Genomic DNA, 22579 nt, shown 5'->3' with positions numbered 1-22579 from the left:
TAATCATTAGAAAACTTTAAAACAATTAAATATTATTTTATTATTTTTAAAAATTTTTAAAATCTCTTTAATACTTATTTTAAGATTTATAATTAATAAAATATCCTTTCATTAATATTTTAATATTTTTATCTCCATATTCTTAAATTTTATAGAGTTTTGAATGATTTATCTTATTATTAAGTTGATATACATATTGTTAATGTGTCTTATAACAATAATAGTGTATTTATATTATATTAATATTTTAAAGTGGATATATTATTATTTTATTTTAGTAGTTAATTTATAATGTACATATTTCTTGTAATATTATTCACATTTATCTTAACTTATTTGCCCTCAAATTTGAAACCTTTTTAATTTGTTTTTTTTAATTTAAAACGGTTTTAACGACCTTGTTTTTAAATTTTATGCCCAAACATTTATATATATGATTGTTCAATATTACTTTCTCTAGAAATTAGCTTTTATAAGAAAAATTTCTAGATATCGGAGGCGGAAAATATTAATTTAAATAAAATACATTACGCAGTATTTATTATCTGTGTAGCATTCTCTATAGTAGCAGTTTCAGCTACCCAAGAAATGCCAAATACTAAAAATGAATTATCTAACAATACTGGTGGGGGTTCAAAAAATCCTGAAATTACTAACAATAATCAAAAATCCAATAAAGATTCAAATAGTTCTAATAATTCAATAAAATCTTCAAATTATTATAAATCTTTAAAGAATACAATAACTATTACTTCATTACCAAGTGCTAGTGGGACTGGATTACCTTATGTTTGGACTACAAATACTTGGAAAAACTATTGTCCTTTGTGTGGAAAATATGGAGGGCTATTGATTAATCCAAAAGGAGTTTATGAGAAAGAAATTACTTGTAAATACTGTGATGCAGATTATTGTGGAAGTTCTGGTAAAGATAAAGCATATGGATCCAGAGCTACATTAATAAGAGCATAATTAATAAAAAAGTATAATTAAAATATATTTTTGGTACCTATTAATTTGAGATTATTTATTAATTTATTAATGAATTAATATTTCTCAAATTAATTTGAACTACTTTCTTATTATTTTCTATTTATTTTTATTTTATTATTTTATTTAGGCTGAGTTATTAGGAAATGAATATTTTAATGAATTTCTAATATTTTTTATAAAATTCTTTATAAGTATATCTCTTATATAAAAATAGATTTTTTTGGGATAATATATAAAATTATTAACACTTCATAAAATTATTAACACTTCTATGTTCATTTAATGAAAAATATAATAAATGAAAGATGTGATAACAAAAAAACATTATTTTTTTATAGTATTTATGAAAAAAATACTCTTTTAATTAAATAAAAATTGGAAAATTAAAAAAATTTGATTATATTTTTAGTATAAATATGAAAAGCTACGTGCTTTAACATAATTTACATTACCATTTTTTATTAAGATTTTTACATTTCCTTTTTTATCGATAGTTGAAGAATAATTTTTTCCTTTAAACCACATTCCAAAATTATTCAGTTTTTGTGATTTGATTTTTTTAACTACTTTTGCAGTATATTTTGTGTATCCATTCCAGTAACGGTATCTCTCATTTGTTATTTTCTGATTTTTTATAGTTTTTGAATATGTTTTTTTACCATTTTTATAAAATCTTAATGTTTGTTTGTATGATTTAGGGTATTTTTTAACTATATCTTTATGTTTGTCTGTTGGATTTGTTTTGTAATGATAGTCTAATGTCAATGAATTAGATTTAATGGTATCTTTATATGCAATACCAGCATATTCATATTTATAAGTTATAGCAGATACTGTTGGAGCGATGCATAGTCCCAATACAAGAGCTCCTAACAAAAATATAATATATTTTTTTTTCATTTTATCCCCCCAATATTAACATATAATAATTTATATTTAATGTTATGTATATTATATATATATTATTAATTTTTTGCTTTGTTTTATATAAATATTTCTTCTATACTTATTTTATATTTTATTTCAATACTATACATATATATTTAAAATCATTTATTAAAAAACCATATAATGCTATAATATCTTTTAATTATTATAATTTTAGTTAAAATAACTAAAAACAAAAATAAATAGGGTTCATAGATAAATTAATTAAGTAAAAATGGTAAATATTTGAATAAATGGATTAAGTAAATAAAAAACATAAATGTATAAAAAAAGTAAAAAGGATAAAATAATAAAAATTATCCTTGAAAAAATTTAATTTTAGACTTTGTTTCACTTTCTTCTTTTTAAAATTCCCAAACTGCTTATTAAAATTAATAAAATTGCTATAATGGGGGTTCCTGTTTTTTTCATAGATGCATAAGCATCTGGATTGTTTTTTGTTTTTACATTATTTTTATTTTTTGTTAATTTAATGACATCATATTTTTCAGAAGAAAGATAATTATCATCACCATTAAAACGAGCTAAAAATTTAAATATTGTATTAGTAGAATCAATATTTCTAATTTTATAATTTAATGTGGCTATTCCATTAGAATCTGTAATTAAATTGAATTTTTCATTACCAATTATAAAAGTCACATATTTTCCTTTTAATGGTTTTTTGTTTTTGTCAGTCAATTTTAGTTTAAATATTAATTTTAATTGTTTTTTAATAACACTAACTATGGTAATATATGTTTTTCCTTTTCCAGGAGTCATAATATAGTTGGATATTTGGCCATCTGCTTTAGAAGTTAGGTATACTGGTTTTGTTGAATTAATAATGAATTTTATGTCATTATTAGAAGTTTCTATATTATTCAAATCTATTTTGTTTATGGAAGTGTAAACACTAAATTTTGCTAATTTATCTATTCCATAAGGAGTATTTGTATTATTTAATACCATGGTATGGAATTTAGCAATATCTCCAACAGTTAAATTAACTTCGAATGGAATAAATTTTAATATATAATGATTTTTAGTAATTATATTGGTCTTATTCTCAATATCATTAACTCCCCACCAATTAAAATCTGCAGTATTATTGTTGGTTGTAGTATTTTCTGATAAAATAATTAAACCTCTATAAAATGAAATGATTCGGTTGAATGAAATATTAACATTACTTATGCTTTTGTTAAGAATTTCATCAGAAATTCTATTTTCAGTATCACTGCTAACATCTATTTGAATACCGTTTCCTATACTATTTATAAGATTATTTCCAATAATCATCACATTTTTTATATTCCTGGCACTGTGTATGTTTAAAATATTTTCTGTACTATTGCCAGATATATTATTATTTTTAATAGACAGATTATTAATGTTTTCAATACCTTCTATTATAATTATGCCATAATTAAATGAGATGTTATTGTCATAAACACTAAATTTATTTAAATCTTCATAAGCGTGGAAGTTTTCAAATAAAACTGTTGTATTAATTTTATTATTATATAATGAACAGTTGTATTGGTTATTGCTCTGTAAATATAATGTTAATGATTCTAAAAACATTTTATTATTGAATATCGAGCTATCTACTATTTTTTCTGTAGCTGAAATTAAGAAATTACTATTCCCTGATTTTATTGTGTTATTATACATTAAATTTTGGCTTATATTTATACTGAGCATATATATTCCAAATTCATCTATGGAATTTATGATATTGTTGTTTATAATAGTTTTATTTATATTTTGAGTTGTATATATCTGAAAAAACGTTCTTTTAGCATTAATTTTATTATTGGATATGCTAGAATTATATAGGTTGTTATTAGATTGGATATATATGCTCGAATAATCACTATTTATGTAATTATTAATTACATTGTTATTTACTCCTATTTCGGTTCCATTTAAATTTATAATGTTCATTTTAGCATTTATTATATTATTAGATAAATTAAAATATTTTAAAATAGCTGTGTTTTGATTTATTATTATATTTTCTAATGAACTAAAATTATTGTTTTTTATATTAAAATTAGCTATATTTTCGAAACCATTTATATTCATACTTGTATTAAATGAATTTATTTCATTGTTAGAAATTGTAATGTTGGTTATATTATTTAAATTGGAGTTAATTTCATAATTTTCTGTAACATAAAAAATATTATTGATAATATTCACATTATTTGCATTTTCGCCGTTTATATTGATATAACCATTCTTAGAGTTAATTTTATTGTTAATAACATTCCCATTATTCAAATTTCGGCTGTTAAATTTATTATTAAACCCTTCAATTGTATTAATGGTATTGTTTTGGATATAACTGTCATATAAATTGTCCCATCCATTTAAATCTATATATCCAGAATAGATATCAAATTTATTATTGTAAATATTTCCTTTAATTAAATTAGCACCATTAACATCAATAGCAAATATGTCTGTTGTATCAACTGTATTATCATTAAAATAAGGGCTGATAAGATCTTCACTACCATAGAAGTTAATGAAACCAGAATCTACATGAATGTTATTATGGGAAATTATATTATTTATTGAGTGCTGTGAATAGATATTCATTGTTAATATATTGTTATTAAAATTATTATTTGATATTGTTGTATTATTAACTATTCCTTGACTTCCTAGGACCAAAATTTGTGCTATTGATTCATTATTATTAAAATTATTATTGGTTATTGCTATATTTTCAGTATCTTTGCTTGAGTATACAAGTATTTTTTGGAGTTCTCCTCCTTTAAATTTGTTATTGTTGATTTTAACATCTTTTGTACTATTATTTGAAGATTCAATTAATATGGTTTCCGAATCATCCACACCATCTGATTCTAATTCATTATTACTAATTTGAATATTTTCTATATGACTACTACTGCTATTAATATTATCATTTGTTTCTGCAGCTATTTCTATAGTTTCTCTTGTAGTGTTAATTTTATTGTTTTCAATATTTGTATTGTTGATGATTGCATTTCCTGAGTTTTTTGTATTATTGATTATTATTCCATGTGTGGAATTTGTTATATTATTATTTATAATAGTTAAATTTCCTTCGGTAGAGTTTATTGGTGTTTCATAATTTTTAATGTTGAAACCATCTATTTTAACCCCTGTTGAATTAATATTGAATAGATTATTTTTCCCATCTCCAATAAATGTTACTATTCCATTACTTATGATATTTATTGCTCTAGTTATATTAAGGTTTAATATGTAGTTATAATCTCCAGAATCAAATATAATTGTATCATCTGCTGTGTTATCTATGATATTTTGTATATCTGATATATTTGTATTATTATTAACATTAGCTCCGCTCACAGAATTCATGAAAATAGATACTCCTATCAATAATATTAATATATAAATAATTCTTTTGATTTTTTCACCTCCACTGTAATTATTAAATATTATATATTTTACCTAAAATTATAATGGCATATAATTACTTATCAACCTTGATAATTAAATATATGCTAATTTTAATTGTTTTTAATGAATATATAACTTTTTCTATATAATATTCAATGTTAATTTCAAATAGTATTTTATTCTTAGCTCTATTTTAATAATTTTAAAATTTCTATTGTTTAATCTAAAAACTCTATTGTCCTAATATAAAAATTATATAATCTAAAAAATTTATTCTTATAATCTGTAAACCAAGTAATTTAAAAAATTATTTTTATAATTTTAAAAATATACCTTAAAAATGAAACTTTAATAAAATCTTTGAAATTAATAAAAAATTATTAAAGTTCACCAAAAACAAATAAAACAAATATTTTTATCTTTTTCTAGGATTAAACTAATTTAAAAACGTAAATTATATAAAATAATTTTTTATTGTGGGGGTGTTTAAAATAAACTATATATAAAATTATATTGTAAAATATTAATATGTTTAAAAATTTTATTTATATAAAATAAAAGTATTATAAAATCAGTTCTTATTTATAAAATAAAAAAATTATATTAGATTAGGGGATAATATTAAATTTTTATAAAAATATGTCATTTTAAACGAGATTGTATAAAAATTAAGAAATATACAAGTCCACAATAAGGAGGTATGAAAATTGAAACAACCATACTTATTATTGGGATTATTATGAAAGTTTTTTTACTTTTAGAGATTGTTTTAATTTCATCTTTAGAGATATTTGGAATTAATAAATCATTTTTCACTAGATGATTCCACTTACTGAAATTTATTATTCCAATAGCTAATAAATTTAAGTTAAAAGGAATTGTTCCTATTGTAAAATCTCCATAACTTGTAAATATTGAAGTTGTTAATGGTATACTAACAATAGCTATTAATTCATATATGCTGAGCCATAAATAACTACTATTAATATTATTTATATATTTAAATTGGGCATGAGAATTTAACCATAATATACTTATTATCAAAAAACTTATTATAAAACTTATATATTCTGGAATTATATTTATTAAATATTTCATGACCTGTGTTTGTGTTATAACTCCCAAATCTGAAGGTTGAGTTACTCCGAGGATTAATATTGTCATAGCAATAGCAAATATGCCATCCATTAATGCTGAAAGTCTTTTTTTACTTAATCTTGAATCAGCAACATCCATTAAATCATTTCCTCGTTTAAATGTGTTTATTTATATATTTAATTCTTCATGTTTATAATATATTTTAATATCCTTATTTTTAAATATATTAAAAATAAATAAATCATTTATATGATTATATAGTATATTAAGAATATTAAATTAATATATATTTTTATTGATATATTATTTTCAAATAATTTAATAATTTTTATTATATTTTAATTTAATAATTTAATTTAATAATTTAATCTAATAATTTAATCTAATAACTTAACTTTATTAATTTAATTTAGTATATAAGAATATTAATCTAATTTAATAATAATTTAATTTTAATAATTTAAAAGTTAAAATTTATTTTATTAATAAACTATTTTTAAAAGAACAATTTTTAAAAGATTTTCATGAAAAATTTTAAACTTTTTTTAAACTTTTTTTTTAAATTATTTTGCGTATTAGGACAGATGTATTATTTATATTCCCTGTCGGCAGTATCATTACTTCTTTATGGAAACCTCTTGTTTCTTTTTCTGTTACTGGGGAATATAATATTGCCCTCATACCAGTATAGGTTCTGTATAAAACAGGAGTTTTTTCATTGACTATTTCCCAAATATTTGCAAAAACTCTTTCTTTTGGTTCAGCAAGAGCTGCAACCATAATAATATCATAATCAATTTCTTTGATTGTTTTCTCATCACCAACAAGTATCTCAATATCTTTTTTAATATTCAACTTTTTTAATACTTCTTTAGAAAGCTTTGCTGTTTCTTCATCTACTTCAATTCCAATACATTTTGATTTAAAAATTTTATTGAACATTATAAGTGTTAATGGTAATGGCCCACTCCCAATAAAAACTATCTTTTTATTTTCATCAAATCTTACAAGTTGACTTTCATTTTTAATTAAACCTTCATATCTATCGAAGAATTTAAATGATTCAAGAATCTTTTTGGGGTTTTCTGATTTTAATATCCTTTTTGCGTTTTCAGTTTCTAATCTTGCTCCAATATAAACATAAAATTTTCTTATAAGTTGCAATGCTTTATTCATTTTTGGATCATCTAAAATATGTTTTGCTGAATCAAAATCTATTATATTATCATGGGCTATTATCTCGACTTCATCTAGTAATTTTAAGATATTTTCTAATTCTACATGATCAAGTTCACAATCCCCATATTTTTCAATATCTCCATATTCTTCCAATGCATTAGCTATTTCTTCTATTTTTCCCCAATATTTATAGCAACTCATTTTTTCATTTCCTTTAGATTGATTAAAATTATTTTTTGTTTTTAAGGTGAGGTTTATTATTAATCTTTTTTTGTCTAATTTATAATTTTTCAATTAATTCTTTAGATTTATTCTATTTTTATATTTATTCTATTTTTAGATTTATTCTATTTTTAGTTTTATTTTATTTTTAAATCTATTTTATTTTTAGGTTTATTTTATTTTTATTAATATTTCAATATGATATATTTAATAATAAATTATATATAATTTAACTAGATAATATATTTGTAATTTTAAAATAAACTTCTTAAGTATTACTATTCTCTCTTTTTAAGTCTGAAATGTAATACTTTTTGATATAATGGATTTAAGTATTATTTAATTGAATATAACTCTATAAAAAGTAATACTTTTTGAATGTTTTAACTTTAAAAATTTTTATATAATATTTTTAATTTACTTAATTTATTTAAAGTAAAAATTAATGGATATTATTATTTTAAAAAAGATTAATTATATTTAATAAATTATATTCTTGTGATAATTGTCTTTATTGGGGGAGGTAAGATTTTGAAATATGAAATTAAAGCTTTGGAGAATTATGGAGAATTTCCATCTGAAACTAAAAAATTTCTTTTTAAAATGATTAAGAAAGAATATGGGTATGGTTATATTCCAGAATATCATGAAGATATAAAAAATTTAGAAGAGATCTATCTTGATAATAAAAGGAACAATTTTTTTATTGCAATAGATAATAATGAGAATATTGTTGGTACTGTTGCTATTCGCGAATATGATAGGAATTTTGAACAATTCGTGGATATTTATTCTAAAGATTCAACGGCAAGCATATGGAGAGTATTTGTAGATGTAAATTTCCGAAGATTAGGTATAGCTTCTGCTCTTGTTAATAAAGCAGAAGAATTCTCAAGAAATAATTATTATCAAAAGTTATATCTCCATACTCATAAAAATGTTGATGGAGCATTAGATTTTTGGAAATCTTTAGGATATAATATTACTTTTGATACAAATAATGAACTTAAAACTGTACATATGGAAAAAAGTATTAATAATGTTATTTATGATATTAGAAACAGTCTTAAAGGACCAATAGCTTATATTTAGCTTAATCTTCTTTTTTTATTTTCATTGATTGAAATATTTTAATATATTTATAATTTTAATTAATAATATTTAAAATGTAATACTTCTTGATTTTAATTTATAATATTTGATATTTTCTAATTTTAATATATAATATTTAATATTTTCTGATTTTAATTTATAATATTTAAAATAATGAAGAATATTCTTATAAAGAATTATTCTTCATCTAACTCTATTCCTAGCTTCCCTAAGGATCTTCCAATTACTATTGTAACAATTACTGCTATTATTGTAACTATAACTGCATATATCACTAATCCTAAAGTAGCTGAACCTGCTTTTAAAAATTCATTAATAACTGCTTGTATAGCACCATTCCATGCTAAACCTGCAATGAATGCAAATGCAGTTGTCATCAATGTTGCTAATGTTTTCAATGTTTGAACTTTCATATTATCTCCCATATTTATCACCAATTATTATATTATTCATCTAATATTAATTAATATTTCTATTTCATTCTTTAAGCATTGTCTCAATATTATATTAAAATATTCATGAATTTTATATAGGATCATATGAATTTGATTGATAATTTTTATTTTTTAATTAATATCTCAGAATTTTAAAATTTCGAATTTTGGATTTCGAATTTTTCATTTTGCTTTAGTTGTACAAAAATTTTATATAACACGTGTTATAATATTATTATTTATCATTTTGCTGTAAATTATTTTCATGAAATATCTGTAATTATTTATTAAAAGCATTTAATTCTAATTATAAATTAAAATAATTTATTTCTACAGCTAATGATTATAGGAGGAAGAAAAAACAATTTATACCAATATCAAAGATCATTTAACTTTCTATCTTCCTTCTTACATATTATTTTTATATATTTTTTATTCATTTTCATATTTTTTCATATTTTTTCATATTTTTTTATATTTTTTAATATATATTTAATGGGCATCATTTTGAATCTTTTTTATTATTTTATAATTTTCTATAATTATTTTTTAATTATTTCCACCTTGATATTATTTTTAATATTGTATTTAGGAAAATATAATTGATAAAACTGAAAATTTTCTTTTTGACTTTTAATGTTATTGGACATAAATCGTTATGTTTATATATTCATATCGTAAATATTATTAATTACTAATAGAGGTGATATGATGACTGTTAAAATTGATTCTGAAAAATGTGGAAACATAAGCAACTGTCCTGGTGATGGTCTATGTATAAAAATATGTGAACAACAAGCTTTAATTGATGATAATGGTAGTTTAAAAGTTATTGATGAAAATTGCGATGACTGTGATCTTTGTATCGCAAATTGTCCTAATCAAGCTATTAGCAAAGCATAATGGTGATATAATGGCTTCAACTCAGCGTGAAGGGCAGGATAATAGGGAGATTATCCATCATAATGATATTTGTGTGGGTTGTGGTATATGTTCTGATATATGTCCTACTTCTGCTTTAAATCTTGGTCCAATACTACCTATAGCTAGAGGGATAGTTGATATGGATTATATAAGAATGGATGAACACAAATGTGTTGTTTGTGGTTTATGTTCATTTGCCTGTCCTTTTAATGCAATGGAATTTAAAATTAATGGCAATGTTGCAAAAAATCTAAATGAATATCCAAAATGGGATCATGGAACAAATATTGATAAAGAAGATTGTATTCTTTGTGGTAAATGTGAGATATATTGTCCAAGAGATGCTATTCTTGTAAAAAGAGAACTACCTAAAATAAAAAATCTTGTATCTGGTGAGATAAAAACTGATGTTGATAAATGTATAACTTGCCATATTTGTGAGGAAATGTGTCCTGCTGATGCTATAACAATAAAAACTACTTCAAATTCTACTATGGGACGTTTTGAAGCTTCAAATATTGAAATTGATCCTGAAAAATGTATGTATTGTAAAATTTGTCAAAAAGTTTGTCCAGAAGATGCAATTAAAGCAATATGTACTACTTGTATGGACAGCGAAAATATCCCTGAAGTTGAAATTACTGGTGATGTGGTATTGGATGAAATTTCTTGTATAAATTGTAGTTGGTGTGAGAAAATATGTCCTTCTGATGCAGCACATACAATAAAACCATTTAAAGGAGAAGTATTGCTTCAAGAAAATGAAGAAGAAGAAAAAGTTTGTACTGGCGAAGCATGCCATGCATGTTTGGATGTTTGTCCTTGTAATGCAATAACATTAACTGATAATCACATGACAGTAAATAGTGATGTTTGTGTATTGTGTGGAGCATGTGAAAAAGCATGTCCTCAGAAAATATTGTCCGTAGATAGAAATAGTATGGAATTGTCTAATATAAAGTCTAAATCATGGCAAAACATTCTTGGAAGTTTAATTGAATAATTATGTTTATTTTTAATTTTAAATCTTTTAATATTTAAAAATTAAAAGAATATTATTAATCTTTAAATTTATTCATATTTTATTCTTTTTTTTATTCTTTTTTATTTATATTTTATTTTTTTTCTTATTCTTTTTTTCTTTTTCTTTATTATTTATCCTATTATTTTATATTCTTTTAATTATTTTTTAAATTTTTATTTTAAATTATTTTAATGGAATATGAATTTCCTTATGATAAATATTTCACATTGATTATTTTTAAAATATTCCTATACCTTCTAATAATATTTTAAATCCTAATAAAACTAATACTATTCCTCCAATAATTTCGAATTTATTGCCAAAGAAGTGTCCAATTTTTTGCCCAATTATTATTCCAATTTCTGATAATATAAATGAAACTATCCCTATGAATAATATTGGAATAATTATTGGTGTTTTTAAAATAGCAAAAGTAACTCCAACTGCAAATGCATCTATACTTGTAGCTATTGCTAATAATGTCAATTCTTTAAAAGAAAACTTATCTTTAGAAATTTTTGTGTAAATCTTGTTTTCATTTTCATTAATATTTTTATTAATATTTTCATTAGTATTTTCATTAATATTTTTATTAATATTTTCATTAGTATTTTTATTAGTATTTTCTTTAATATCTTCTTCATCTTCTTTTAAACTATCATAAATCATTTTAAGGCCAATAAATAGTAGAAGTAAAAAAGCTATCCAAGGTGTAATTGATGTCACAAATTGTTCTAACTGGCTACCTGAAATATATCCTAATAATGGCATCAATGCCTGAAATCCTCCAAAAAATATTCCAAACCATAAAATCTGCATCTTTGTTATATTTTTTAATGTAAATCCTTTAGTAATCGATACACTAAATGCATCCATAGCTAAAGCTATTGAAATTATGATTATTGTTATAATGTCCATTTCATGCTCCTAATTTTAATATATTTCGAAATATTTTAAAAAATATCTAAAGTGACTTTTTTATCACTTTTCAACTCTTTTGGAGGCTTAACTGCTTTAAATTCTATTCCTTCTTCTTCAAGAAGCTCTTTAGCATCTTCATTGATATCTGGTGCTACAAGTAATCCTCTAATCTTCTTTTTTTCTGTCTCAATCTCTTTTAAATAAGCATTATCACTTTCTTCAAAATCTTTGACATATCTTCTTATTTGTTTCACTGCATTTATGCCTGCTTTACGACATTTTAATTCAACTACAACAGTATTTCCGTCATTATCTTTCCCTAATATATCTATAAATCCATGTTCTGTATTATATTCTCTAGCTGTTGGAGTAAAACCTGGTTCAATAATATGGGGATGTTCCATTATCATATCTCCCATATCTTTTTCATAACCTGCTAATTCTAATTCTTGGTAATCTTCTGCTAATGCAAAACTTGCGAAATGAACTTTTTCTATTTCTACTTCAAGTTTTTCTTTCGGTGTTCTTCTATGGCTCTCTAGAAACAAGTTATTTTCTTTTATCAATGCTCTTGGTCTTGATTTTGGAGGTTGCCAATTAACTGGGTCTACTTTTCTTTCTTGATGAACAAGAAACGACCCATCTGGTTTTAACATTACAAAACGCTCACCCCAGTCTAATTGGCTTAGTGCTCTTCCTTCATATAATACTTTGCAGTATGCGAATATGTTTATAACTGCTTTTTTACGTATACCACTATCAATAAGGTCATATGTTTCTTCGATATTAGGATCTTTCAATAATTTGTATTTCATCATATCACAATTGATTAGTAAAAGTTTAAATATAGATATTTAGATATACCTTGAGCTACAATATTTATATTATATAATATAATATTTTCTAGATTTAATTATTATGATTCATATATAATTATTATAATTAATTTTTATAAATAATTAAATTTATAAATAATTAAATTTTATAATTTCTAAAAACTATTTTTTTTATGAATTATGGTTTTTTTTATTAATAAAAATATTATTTTTGGGCGATTTTATGGTTTATAGGATTGAAATAGAAAGGGACTTATGTATAAATTGTGGTAACTGTGTTGATGAATGTGAAGAAATGTTTGAGATGGTTGATGATATGTCTGTTCTAATTTCTGGGGAAATTAATAGTGATAATTTATCTATTAAGGAATATGAAGATATTTCTTGTGGATTAGATGCTGCTGAAATGTGTCCTGTCGAATGTATAACTGTATATGAAGATGATATAGCTATAAATTAATATAAATTTTAGATTTATGCTTTTTAAATCTATATATTTAGACTTTATAAGTTTTTGATTTTATTTATTTTGGATTTATGGATTTTATTTTTATATTTGGGCTTTATATTTCTAATTTTATATATTTGGCTTTATATTTTTTAGATTTGTATTTTTTAGGTGATTTTTATTAGTTTTGAAAATAATAATTATGAGATAAATGAGGATGAATTTTATCCAGAGTACTTTGAACTTAAATCTTTTGATTTTTCATCTGGAGAAAGATTGGAGAATCTTATGGTTGAGTACTATACCATAGGAACTCCAATTAAAGATGATGAAGGGCATATAACAAATGCAGTTATATTTCTTCATGGTTGGGGAGGAGATTGTGGCTCTGTACGAAGAATAAAAGATATAATAGGATTAAAAAAGCCTCTAGATACTAAAAAATTTTTTATAATATCTATAACAACATTAGGTTCTCCAAATTCTGCAAGTCCTTCTACAACAAATCTTGGTAATAAATTTCCAGAATATTCTATTGAAGATATGGTTAAATTTCATATAGATTTCTTAGAATCTAAATTTAAAATTGAACATGTAAAAGGCATTATTGGAAATTCTATGGGGGGATTTGAAGCTTTGACATGGGGAGCTAAATATCCAAAATATATGGATTTTTTAATATCATTAGTAAGTACATATAAAGTAGCTGGACATAATTATGCTCTTTTTAAATTTATGAATCATATTATTGAAAATGATAAGGATTTCAATGGAGGAAATTATTTAAATCCTCCTAAAAATGCTTTAGCATTGGCTAATGAGTCAATGTATACTTTTGGACTTTCAACTGATTATTATTATAATTTGAAAAATAGTGAAATTGATATCTACATGGAAGAAATGAGAGAAGAAGCTATTAATGAATGGGATGCAAATGATACTGTTTATAGGAATAATGCGTCCACTTCTTATAACATTGAAGATATAATTTCAAATATTGAAGCTAAAACACTAATAGTGGCTATAAACCAAGATCAATATTTCCCTCCTAAACTAGATGGGATACCAATGTCTAAAAAAATTAATAATTCTGAAATTATTGTATATGACTCAGTTATGGGTCATATTGGAACACATGAAATAATAAAAATAGAAAAAGAATTAGAGAATTTTTTAAAGATATTTAAGTAATTTATTAATATTTTTGTTTATAATATCTTTGTTTATAATTAAAGATTATTCTTAGAAATTAACATCCTATTTTAAAACTTTTATCATAATGTTTATATAATTTTTTTTATAAATTGTCATTGGGATGAAAAAATGGAAGTAAAAGTAAAAAATTATGGCTTAGCTGAAAAATTAAATGAAGATGATAAAGAAATGGCTTTTGTAAATTATGAGATTTCAGGGCTTGATTTAGACTCAATAAATTTTTTAAAAGAGAATTTGGAGGGGGAAATTAAAGTTGAAGGTAGTGATTTATTTATAAAAATTTTTTATGATGAAGATATGTCTCCATTTCATAGTGAGGAATCAAAATTAAAAATCGAGGATTTTATTGCTAGGGAAGAAATAGAAATGAAGTTTTTTATTTCTAGCTTTTTAGAAGACAAAGAATAGTTTAACCTTAAGATTATTATTTATTCTTTTTTAAACAGTCTATTTAGTCATGTTGTATTAAAACAATGTTAGAACCATTTGGATCTTTAAATAATGCCATGGATCCAACAGAAATTTTTCTAGGTTCAATTATAAACTTAACTCCTTTGGATTTAAGTTCTTTAACTTCAGAATCTAAATTTTCAACATCTATCCCTATGGAAAATAGCCCAATTTCATTTTCTTCATTTTTAATTAGTTCTAAAATTGTCTCTCCTTCGCCCTTCAATAAAGTTATAGTTGCTTCTGGAAGTTTGAATTGGCTATCTACTTTAAAACCCATTAATTCTGTATAAAATTTAATTGATTCCTCCATGTTTTTAACTATCATGGTACTATATTTAATTTTCATTTTATCTCCTCTATATTATTTAAATTCTTTTTATACTATTTATATAGTTTGAATTATTTTAATATTTAATAATTTATTTTTATTTTTAAGAGATTTCTAAACTAATATCTAATCCAATATCTAAACTTTTTGCAGAATGAGTTAAAGATCCTATTGAAATTATATCTACTCCTGTTTTAGCGAATTCAATTATATTTTCAGAATTTATTCCTCCCGAAATTTCAATTAGGATATTTTCTCTAAGATTAAAATCATTTAAAATTTCTAAAGTTTCTTTAATAGATTCAGGGTCCATATTATCTAACATTATGATGTCAGCACCATTTTTTGAGGCAATAGCTGCATCTTTACTGTTTTCAACTTCTATCTCTATCTTTTTTGTAAAACTAACAGTTTCTTTTGCTTTCTGTATTGCTTTAGAAACAGAACCTAAAACTGCAATATGATTATCTTTGATTAAAACCATATCATCTAAACAAAATCTATGGCTGTCTCCCCCTCCAATAGTAATTGCTAAATTATCAAATTTAGCTAATCCTGGGGCTGTTTTTCTAGTTCCTGCAATTTTTAGATTTGGAGCAATATTATTAATTTTATCAATAATTTCTCTCGTATTTGTGGCTATACCACTCATTCTCATAAGAATATTTAATGCAACTCTTTCAAGAAATAAAATATCTTTAGCTTTTCCCATTATCTCAATTATTGTTTCATTTTTAAAAACTTCTTCTCCATCATTTTTAAGAATTGCAACCATTAAACCTCTACTTTCAAAAATTTCTTTAACTATTTGTGCTCCAGCAACAATTCCTTCTTGTTTAGAAATTAATTTTGCATTAGCTAATGTTTCATTGGGAATTAATGCTTCTGTTGTAATGTCTCCAAAACCAATATCTTCTTCTATCCATTTGTTTATTATATTTTCCATTAAACTCACCAAATAGCTTTAATTTTATTTTAAATATGCATGTTTATTTTAAATATTTTTTTATATATTTTTCACTCTTAATTTAATTAGTATATTTCTAAATTTTTAAACATCTAATGATTTTGGATATATATTTAAACCCTAAATTATATATAATTTATTTAACAAACTTTTTAAAATAATTAAGCATATAAAATAAATTGTTTTGTTTAATTTTATTAATATTTAGTCATATATTTAGTTAAATTTTCTTAAATAGATTTTTTAGCTATAAAATAATTATATTTAAAATTTAAAAATGATTAAATTTAAAAATAATTAACTTTAAATTAATTAAATATATATTTAAATAGATTTAGTAACTATCTATATTTTGTTAGCTGATTTTATTATATATTTCATTGATTATATTTTAATTGATACATGTTATTTAAGTGATTTAATGGAAGTTACATTTTTAGGAACATCATCTGCAGTCCCATCAAAATATAGGAATCATCCATCAATAGCTTTAAAAGCATTTGGGGAAATAATGCTTTTTGATTGTGGTGAAGGAACTCAACGTCAATTAGCTCATGTTAAAATAAGTCCTATGAAAATTGACAAGATATTTATTAGTCATTTGCACGGGGATCATATTTTGGGTCTTCCAGGACTTATTCAGTCAATGGGTTTCAGGGGTAGGGATTATCAAAATCCTCTTCATATATATGGTCCAATTGGGCTTGAAAAAGTAAAGGAATCTATATTTAATCTTGGATATTTCACAATCGATTTTCCAGTTATTATACATGAGATTGAAAATGATGGAAATGAAATCACTACTATATTTGAAAATGATGAATATGTTGTAGAATGTATAAAAACTCAACATAATGTTACAAATATTTCTTATTCTATTTATGAAAAGAAAAAACCAAGATTTTTAAGGGAGAAAGCAATAGAATTGGGTGTTTTGCCAGGGCCTAATTTTGGAAAACTCCACAATGGACAATCTATTGAGATTAATGGAAAAATAATTAAGCCTGAAGAAGTAACAGGTCCTCCAAGAGAAGGTTCTAAAATTGTTTATTCGGGAGATACGATTCCTTGTGAAGCAATGATGAAATTAGCCAAAAATGCTAAAGTTTTAATTCATGAAGCAACATATAAATCTGTTGATTTTGATAAGGCTTCAAATAATTTTCATTCAACTGCTTCTCAGTCAGCGGAAATAGCTAAAGAATCAAACGTGTCTATTTTAATATTGACTCATATTAGTACTAGATATACTAAAACAGATGATTTAAAAGAAGAAGCATTGAAAATATTTAAAAATACTAAAATTGCTTATGATTTTATGGTTCTAGAAATATAAGTATATTTATATATTAATTTTAATAAATTATCTTAATGTACTAATTTTTATTAATATAATTTGAATATAATAACTCAAATATTTCAATAATTTAATGGCATATGAGAGAATAAAATGAATCTAAATATTTTTCCACAATATCCGTTTATTGGTTATTTTATATATGTTGTGATAATTCTCATTGCTACATTAATATCAGTTAAAATTTCATCATTATTAATAAATAGAGTTAGTAAGAGATTTGGTATTGAATTAACTTTTAAATATTTATTAAAGGACCTTGCAAAATACTTAATTTATATAATTGCTTTTTTAATGATCTTAGATATTGTTGGAATCGATGTTAATGCTTTAATTGTAAGTCTCGGTGTTGTAGGTATTACTCTAGGGTTTGCTGCTAGAGATGTTATCTCTAGCTTTTTATCGGGAATATTTATACTTGCAGATAAAACTGTAAAAGTAGGGGAAGTTATCGAAGTTAATGATGTTAAAGGCAAAGTTACAAAAATGGGTTTCAGAACAACTACGATTGTTACGGTTGATAATTTAATTGTTACTATACCTAATACAGTACTTGCTAAAAATCCTTATACTAATTATACATTTTTTGACAAATATAGGATTGATTTAAATATTATAATACCATTTAATGTAGATATAGGTAATTTTGAGAAAACTTTAATTCAGAGAGTTTCTAATTTAAATTGGGTTCTAATTGATTCTTCTCCAAAAGTTGATATAATAGAAATGAATGAAAATGGGATAAAAGTAAAAATCAGTGCTTGGGGAGAAAATTATTCAAGAATTGATTGCTATCGATTAGATCTTGCTAATGAGGTTAGAAAATTAATAGAGGAATTAGACTAATTCTTTGTTTAAGATTTTTTATAAAAATCATTTTTTAATCTTTATAGTTAATTAACCATATTTTTCAATAATGCCTATTTATCTCTTTTCAATAACCTTTATTTAATATTATTATAATTATTTATCAGATATTAAGCTAATATTTTAATTAATTAAAACATAAATATTTTATAAAAATAAATATAAATTTAATTATTAATATAATAATATATAACTTTTATAATACTAAATATAGATTTAATTATTAATATAATAATATATAGCTTTTATAATACTTAATATGGATTTAATCATTAATATAATATTATATAGGTTTATTTTTCATTATTGAATATAAATTTATAAACTTGCTTACTTTATAATATAATTAATTATAATATAATCTAATTAATAATCAAGTATAATATAATTAATTTCCACATGTTTTCATATTATTTATTCAAATTATATATTAATATATAGCTTTAAAACTAAATTATAATTCTAATATTAATTTATAAATTTAATATTATTTTGTAAAATATATCAATAAATCGCAATTTATTGATTATATCCAAATTTTATAGGTAATTTTCATGTTAACAGATTTACAAAAAGAAATTATTGATTTAAAAAATGAAAAAAATGCAATAATCCTTGCTCATAATTATCAACCAAAAGAAATTCAAGAAATAGCTGATTTTCTTGGAGATTCACTGGAATTATGTATTAAAGCTTCTGAAATTGATGATAAAGATTTAGTTGTTTTTTGTGGCGTAGATTTCATGGCTGAAACAGCATTTATATTAAATCCTAATAAAAAAATTCTCATTCCGGATATAGGTGCGGAATGTCCAATGGCACATATGTTAAGTTCTCAAGAGGTAAAAAATGCCAAAGAAAAATACCCTGATGCTGCCGTCGTTCTTTATGTTAATTCTTTAGCAGAAGCTAAAGCTCAAGCAGATATTCTATGTACTTCTGCAAATGCACTGAAAGTTGTAGAAAGTTTAAAAGAGGATAAAATTCTATTTGGTCCAGATAATAATTTGGGAAAATTTGTAGCTAAACAAACTAATAAAGAAATTATATTAATCCCTGAAGGGGGGCATTGTTATGTTCATAAAATGTTTCATAAGGGAGATATAGCTTTTGCAAAAGAAAAATATCCTAATGCTGAGATTATTGTACATCCTGAATGTAATGAAGAGGTTCAATCTTTTGCTGATGCTGTTTTAAGTACTGGAGGTATGATTAATCATGCTAAAGAGTCTAGTAACAAAGAATTTATAATTGGAACTGAAGTTGATTTGATAACAAGATTAAGAAGAGAGATTCCAGAAAAAGATTTTTATCCTCTTTTAGATGATGCAATTTGTAAGACTATGAAGTTACATTCTCTTGAAAAGGTTAAAAATTCATTATTAAATGAGAAATATGTTATATCTGTTCCCGAAGATATTGCTAAAAAATCTTTAAAAGCAGTAAAAAGGATGATAGATGTTTCTAAATAAAATTTATTCCATTTAGGGCCTATTAAAGTTGACGATAATGTATTATCTATGGATTTTAAAAATACTTTAAAATTAAAGGATATTATTGAAGAAGATAAATATTTTAAATTATAATAATTTTTTAAATTTTTTTATTTAAAAATAATTTAATCTAAATGTCATTTCCTTCAAATATTGTAAAACCTGTTTTTAAGTTCTTAAGCTCATCTTCTGTTAATTCTTCTTTTTTAACATCTATGTCCATTATGTTACTCTGACCAAATGGATCTTCTATAATTAGGGTAGCTTCAAATTTTCCTTTTAATAAGGAAGATATATTATTTAATATTTTTAAACCATTTTTCTGAGATTCATCATCATCAAATATTTTTAAAGCTTTTTTAACTCCTTCTTCAAAGCGTATAATCGTTCCTTCTACATTAGAAATGTAACCTAATGATTTTGGACCAGGTTCTACTTTTAAACCTAATTCAGGAATTGAAACTGTTGCTGATTGTGATTTAATAACTCTAGAGGCTAAATTGCTTTTTTTTATTTGTAATGTGTATTTCATTGGCTCTTTTTGTTCTAAACAAATTATGTCATTATGTTTATATCCACAAGATTTACATATAATTGTGGTTTCGAGAATATCTCCAAAATGGGGTATATTATCTTTTTTTGTTGTAGATTCTGCTGTTTTATCTCCATTACAGACAGGACAATCAATTATCATTTTTTCCAAGCTATTACCTCTACAATTTTTATTTAATTAGTCTTTTAGTTATTTTTAATATTTAATTATTATTACTAATTGTTTTATTAACATTATTTTTTAATATAACTAATTTTTAGGCTTTTAGTTTTTATTTAAACTTTAATTGTTTTTTAAACTTTCATTAGTTTTTTTAAATATAATTATTTTTATTTAAAATTTTATTATTTTTATTTATCATATTCATTTCATGTTTTTTGTTTTGATTCATTAGTTTTATCTTTATAAAGATAACCTTTTTCATCTAAGTCTTTAATAATATTTTCGAGAGTTTTCTCATCAGAAGCACAGATTTTATTTCCTCTAATATTGTTAGAAAGATTATATAAATATTTAAAGTCTTTTTTTATCTTTGGTTTATTTTCTAATGATTCTATAAATTTTCTTGTTTTATCAGGATCTGATGCCCCGACTTTTCTTTTTAAAGGTTCTTTAAATCCTGGAAGCAGATAAGTAACATCTTCAATAATGCCACCATGTTTATTTATTATTATATCTACTACATCTGAAAGTTCATCAACAGTATTTTTCAACATAATTGTTGCACATGTTTCAGTTATGCTTGTTAACATGTTTTGAACAGTTCCATCAACACTTTGTGTATTTACCACCCTTATTCCATTCTCATGGGCTTTATCAATTAAAAAATCATGAATTATTCTATTTTCAGCAAAATATTCTAATTGTTTGCCTCCTCTATGTATTTGCATAGCTCTCTTAACAAACCTCTCTTTATGATTTTCTTCATCAGAACTTAAAACAAAGAAATGTATTGATGCATCATTTTTAAATTGTTCTATATTAATCAAACCTGGGACAAGATGAACACCTTCTATAATCACATCATCATAATCCGATATGGCTCTACTTATAACTTTTTCAATAGCGGGAATAACAAATGAAGAATGTTCAACAAATCCTGCATTTATAAGATCTATCTTATTATCAAAATTATTTTTATTTCTAAGAACTGTGAATGCATCAAATGATGATTTATGGAGTGCTGGAGCGTATTCTTTCCCAATAATTCCTCTAACAATTTCTCGAATAAAATCAGATTCAAGTAAGTGTTTTATTTCTAATTTTTTAGCTAATTCTGCAGATATTGTTGATTTACCAATTCCTGATGCACTTCCTACCAATATCACGTAAGGTTTTCTCAATTAACTCCCTCTCCTATTTATTTGTTTATTAAATCATATTTTAATATTTTAAGTTTCTTATAAAATTTTATGGCTACTTAAAAAGCTATTGTCTATTGTTTATTATTTATTTTTTCAATGATAAATATCTAATGTTTTTAAAACATGTTATTGATAATATTTGGATTAATTTTTGATTATTATCTAGCTAAACTATACATTTAATAACAATGAAGTATAATAATTATATTAATATTTATAAGTTATAATTAAATTTATGATTATAAGAGTATAATTAATATGCATTTGTAATTAATATTTATGGAATAGTTTATAAATACTAATATAATTATCATGATTGAACTTGGATGATATTATTAAGATTACTAGAAATATTATAAATTAACCCATTACTAAATAATATTATACATTTTACTAAAAATATTATAAATCAACATTTTACTAAAAATATTATAAATCAA

21 protein-coding genes are annotated in these 22579 nt (G+C 22.7%); 10 read left to right on the top strand and 11 right to left on the bottom strand.

Annotation, left to right across the window (positions count from 1 at the left end; translation table 11 throughout):
* Positions 1-588: 588 nt before the first annotated feature.
* Positions 589-972, top strand: a complete 384-nt coding sequence (locus Q0087_RS08970; RefSeq protein ID WP_297899648.1) for a hypothetical protein — start codon at positions 589-591, stop codon at positions 970-972.
* Positions 973-1398: 426 nt separating this feature from the next.
* Here Q0087_RS08970 and Q0087_RS08965 read toward each other — a convergent pair whose 3' ends face one another.
* From Q0087_RS08965 to Q0087_RS08950, 4 genes are all read right to left on the bottom strand, one after another.
* A complete protein-coding gene (locus Q0087_RS08965; protein WP_297899646.1) occupies positions 1399-1893 on the bottom strand; it encodes a hypothetical protein in 495 nt (164 codons plus the stop codon).
* 378 nt (positions 1894-2271) lie between these two features.
* Positions 2272-5301 carry a hypothetical protein gene (locus Q0087_RS08960; RefSeq protein WP_297899644.1) on the bottom strand — a complete coding sequence of 1010 codons (3030 nt, stop codon included), beginning with the start codon at positions 5299-5301 and terminating at the stop codon, positions 2272-2274.
* A 684-nt stretch (positions 5302-5985) separates the two neighbouring features.
* Positions 5986-6579, bottom strand: coding sequence for a TMEM175 family protein (locus Q0087_RS08955; protein WP_297899642.1), 594 nt, complete (start codon positions 6577-6579; stop codon positions 5986-5988).
* Between the two features lie 420 nt (positions 6580-6999).
* A complete protein-coding gene (locus tag Q0087_RS08950; RefSeq protein ID WP_297899640.1) occupies positions 7000-7821 on the bottom strand; it encodes a nicotianamine synthase family protein in 822 nt (273 codons plus the stop codon).
* A gap of 552 nt (positions 7822-8373) precedes the next feature.
* Between Q0087_RS08950 and Q0087_RS08945 the strand changes: the two genes are divergently transcribed.
* A complete protein-coding gene (locus Q0087_RS08945; RefSeq protein ID WP_297899638.1) occupies positions 8374-8934 on the top strand; it encodes a GNAT family N-acetyltransferase in 561 nt (186 codons plus the stop codon).
* Between the two features lie 197 nt (positions 8935-9131).
* Here Q0087_RS08945 and Q0087_RS08940 read toward each other — a convergent pair whose 3' ends face one another.
* A complete protein-coding gene (locus Q0087_RS08940) occupies positions 9132-9380 on the bottom strand; it encodes a DUF5654 family protein (RefSeq protein ID WP_297899636.1) in 249 nt (82 codons plus the stop codon).
* 720 nt (positions 9381-10100) lie between these two features.
* On the opposite strand from Q0087_RS08940, the gene Q0087_RS08935 reads away from it, so the two are divergent.
* Complete coding sequence (locus tag Q0087_RS08935) at positions 10101-10292, top strand: ATP-binding protein (RefSeq protein ID WP_297899634.1); 192 nt, start codon at positions 10101-10103, stop codon at positions 10290-10292.
* Positions 10293-10302: 10 nt separating this feature from the next.
* Complete coding sequence (fwdF, locus tag Q0087_RS08930; RefSeq protein WP_297899632.1) at positions 10303-11316, top strand: tungsten-dependent formylmethanofuran dehydrogenase subunit FwdF; 1014 nt, start codon at positions 10303-10305, stop codon at positions 11314-11316.
* A 258-nt stretch (positions 11317-11574) separates the two neighbouring features.
* On the opposite strand, the gene Q0087_RS08925 is transcribed toward fwdF, so the two are convergent.
* Both Q0087_RS08925 and nucS read right to left on the bottom strand, forming a co-directional pair.
* Complete coding sequence (locus Q0087_RS08925; protein ID WP_297899630.1) at positions 11575-12255, bottom strand: manganese efflux pump MntP family protein; 681 nt, start codon at positions 12253-12255, stop codon at positions 11575-11577.
* A gap of 35 nt (positions 12256-12290) precedes the next feature.
* The gene (nucS, locus tag Q0087_RS08920) at positions 12291-13073 is read right to left on the bottom strand and encodes an endonuclease NucS (protein ID WP_297899628.1); all 783 of its coding nucleotides are present in this window, start codon (positions 13071-13073) and stop codon (positions 12291-12293) included.
* 244 nt (positions 13074-13317) lie between these two features.
* On the opposite strand from nucS, the gene Q0087_RS08915 reads away from it, so the two are divergent.
* From Q0087_RS08915 to Q0087_RS08905, 3 genes are all read left to right on the top strand, one after another.
* Entirely contained in the window at positions 13318-13554 is a 237-nt protein-coding gene (locus tag Q0087_RS08915) for a ferredoxin (RefSeq protein ID WP_297899626.1), read from the top strand.
* 159 nt (positions 13555-13713) lie between these two features.
* Positions 13714-14733 carry an alpha/beta fold hydrolase gene (locus tag Q0087_RS08910; protein WP_297899624.1) on the top strand — a complete coding sequence of 340 codons (1020 nt, stop codon included), beginning with the start codon at positions 13714-13716 and terminating at the stop codon, positions 14731-14733.
* 132 nt (positions 14734-14865) lie between these two features.
* Positions 14866-15165 (top strand): DUF5750 family protein, encoded by a 300-nt coding sequence (locus tag Q0087_RS08905; protein WP_297899622.1) that lies wholly within the window; start codon positions 14866-14868, stop codon positions 15163-15165.
* A 43-nt stretch (positions 15166-15208) separates the two neighbouring features.
* On the opposite strand, the gene Q0087_RS08900 is transcribed toward Q0087_RS08905, so the two are convergent.
* Positions 15209-15556, bottom strand: coding sequence for a VOC family protein (locus Q0087_RS08900; RefSeq protein ID WP_297899621.1), 348 nt, complete (start codon positions 15554-15556; stop codon positions 15209-15211).
* A gap of 85 nt (positions 15557-15641) precedes the next feature.
* Entirely contained in the window at positions 15642-16484 is an 843-nt protein-coding gene (gene nadC, locus Q0087_RS08895) for a carboxylating nicotinate-nucleotide diphosphorylase (RefSeq protein WP_297899619.1), read from the bottom strand.
* 442 nt (positions 16485-16926) lie between these two features.
* Between nadC and rnz the strand changes: the two genes are divergently transcribed.
* The 3 genes from rnz to nadA all read left to right on the top strand — a co-directional run bounded on the left by rnz (position 16927) and on the right by nadA (position 20201).
* Positions 16927-17841, top strand: a complete 915-nt coding sequence (gene rnz, locus Q0087_RS08890; RefSeq protein ID WP_297899617.1) for a ribonuclease Z — start codon at positions 16927-16929, stop codon at positions 17839-17841.
* A gap of 114 nt (positions 17842-17955) precedes the next feature.
* Entirely contained in the window at positions 17956-18708 is a 753-nt protein-coding gene (locus Q0087_RS08885; protein WP_297899615.1) for a mechanosensitive ion channel family protein, read from the top strand.
* A 575-nt stretch (positions 18709-19283) separates the two neighbouring features.
* Positions 19284-20201: a quinolinate synthase NadA gene (gene nadA / locus Q0087_RS08880; protein WP_297899613.1), complete on the top strand. Its 918-nt coding sequence runs from the start codon at positions 19284-19286 to the stop codon at positions 20199-20201.
* Positions 20202-20352: 151 nt separating this feature from the next.
* Here the strand turns inward: nadA and Q0087_RS08875 are convergent, their stop codons facing one another.
* Together Q0087_RS08875 and Q0087_RS08870 are read right to left on the bottom strand one after the other, a co-directional pair.
* Positions 20353-20916 carry a ZPR1 zinc finger domain-containing protein gene (locus tag Q0087_RS08875; RefSeq protein ID WP_297899734.1) on the bottom strand — a complete coding sequence of 188 codons (564 nt, stop codon included), beginning with the start codon at positions 20914-20916 and terminating at the stop codon, positions 20353-20355.
* 227 nt (positions 20917-21143) lie between these two features.
* A complete protein-coding gene (locus Q0087_RS08870; protein WP_297899611.1) occupies positions 21144-22118 on the bottom strand; it encodes a 3H domain-containing protein in 975 nt (324 codons plus the stop codon).
* Positions 22119-22579: the final 461 nt, after the last annotated feature.

The sequence above is a fragment of the uncultured Methanobrevibacter sp. genome (genome assembly GCF_937881195.1).
In the GTDB taxonomy this organism is placed as follows: domain Archaea; phylum Methanobacteriota; class Methanobacteria; order Methanobacteriales; family Methanobacteriaceae; genus Methanobinarius.
Note: the sequence above shows the minus strand (reverse complement) of the source record. Positions and strands in the feature narration are given on the sequence as shown.

Bases quoted from the DNA above. Each gene is read 5' to 3' on its own strand.
- Q0087_RS08970 (WP_297899648.1), top strand. From the start codon at position 589: ATGCCAAATACTAAAAATGAATTATCTAACAATACTGGTGGGGGTTCA.
- Q0087_RS08965 (WP_297899646.1), bottom strand. From the start codon at position 1,893: ATGAAAAAAAAATATATTATATTTTTGTTAGGAGCTCTTGTATTGGGA.
- Q0087_RS08960 (WP_297899644.1), bottom strand. From the start codon at position 5,301: ATGAATTCTGTGAGCGGAGCTAATGTTAATAATAATACAAATATATCA.
- Q0087_RS08955 (WP_297899642.1), bottom strand. From the start codon at position 6,579: ATGGATGTTGCTGATTCAAGATTAAGTAAAAAAAGACTTTCAGCATTA.
- Q0087_RS08950 (WP_297899640.1), bottom strand. From the start codon at position 7,821: ATGAGTTGCTATAAATATTGGGGAAAAATAGAAGAAATAGCTAATGCA.
- Q0087_RS08940 (WP_297899636.1), bottom strand. From the start codon at position 9,380: ATGGGAGATAATATGAAAGTTCAAACATTGAAAACATTAGCAACATTG.
- Q0087_RS08935 (WP_297899634.1), top strand. From the start codon at position 10,101: ATGACTGTTAAAATTGATTCTGAAAAATGTGGAAACATAAGCAACTGT.
- fwdF (WP_297899632.1), top strand. From the start codon at position 10,303: ATGGCTTCAACTCAGCGTGAAGGGCAGGATAATAGGGAGATTATCCAT.
- Q0087_RS08925 (WP_297899630.1), bottom strand. From the start codon at position 12,255: ATGGACATTATAACAATAATCATAATTTCAATAGCTTTAGCTATGGAT.
- nucS (WP_297899628.1), bottom strand. From the start codon at position 13,073: ATGAAATACAAATTATTGAAAGATCCTAATATCGAAGAAACATATGAC.
- Q0087_RS08915 (WP_297899626.1), top strand. From the start codon at position 13,318: ATGGTTTATAGGATTGAAATAGAAAGGGACTTATGTATAAATTGTGGT.
- Q0087_RS08905 (WP_297899622.1), top strand. From the start codon at position 14,866: ATGGAAGTAAAAGTAAAAAATTATGGCTTAGCTGAAAAATTAAATGAA.
- Q0087_RS08900 (WP_297899621.1), bottom strand. From the start codon at position 15,556: ATGAAAATTAAATATAGTACCATGATAGTTAAAAACATGGAGGAATCA.
- nadC (WP_297899619.1), bottom strand. From the start codon at position 16,484: ATGGAAAATATAATAAACAAATGGATAGAAGAAGATATTGGTTTTGGA.
- rnz (WP_297899617.1), top strand. From the start codon at position 16,927: ATGGAAGTTACATTTTTAGGAACATCATCTGCAGTCCCATCAAAATAT.
- Q0087_RS08885 (WP_297899615.1), top strand. From the start codon at position 17,956: ATGAATCTAAATATTTTTCCACAATATCCGTTTATTGGTTATTTTATA.
- nadA (WP_297899613.1), top strand. From the start codon at position 19,284: ATGTTAACAGATTTACAAAAAGAAATTATTGATTTAAAAAATGAAAAA.
- Q0087_RS08875 (WP_297899734.1), bottom strand. From the start codon at position 20,916: ATGATAATTGATTGTCCTGTCTGTAATGGAGATAAAACAGCAGAATCT.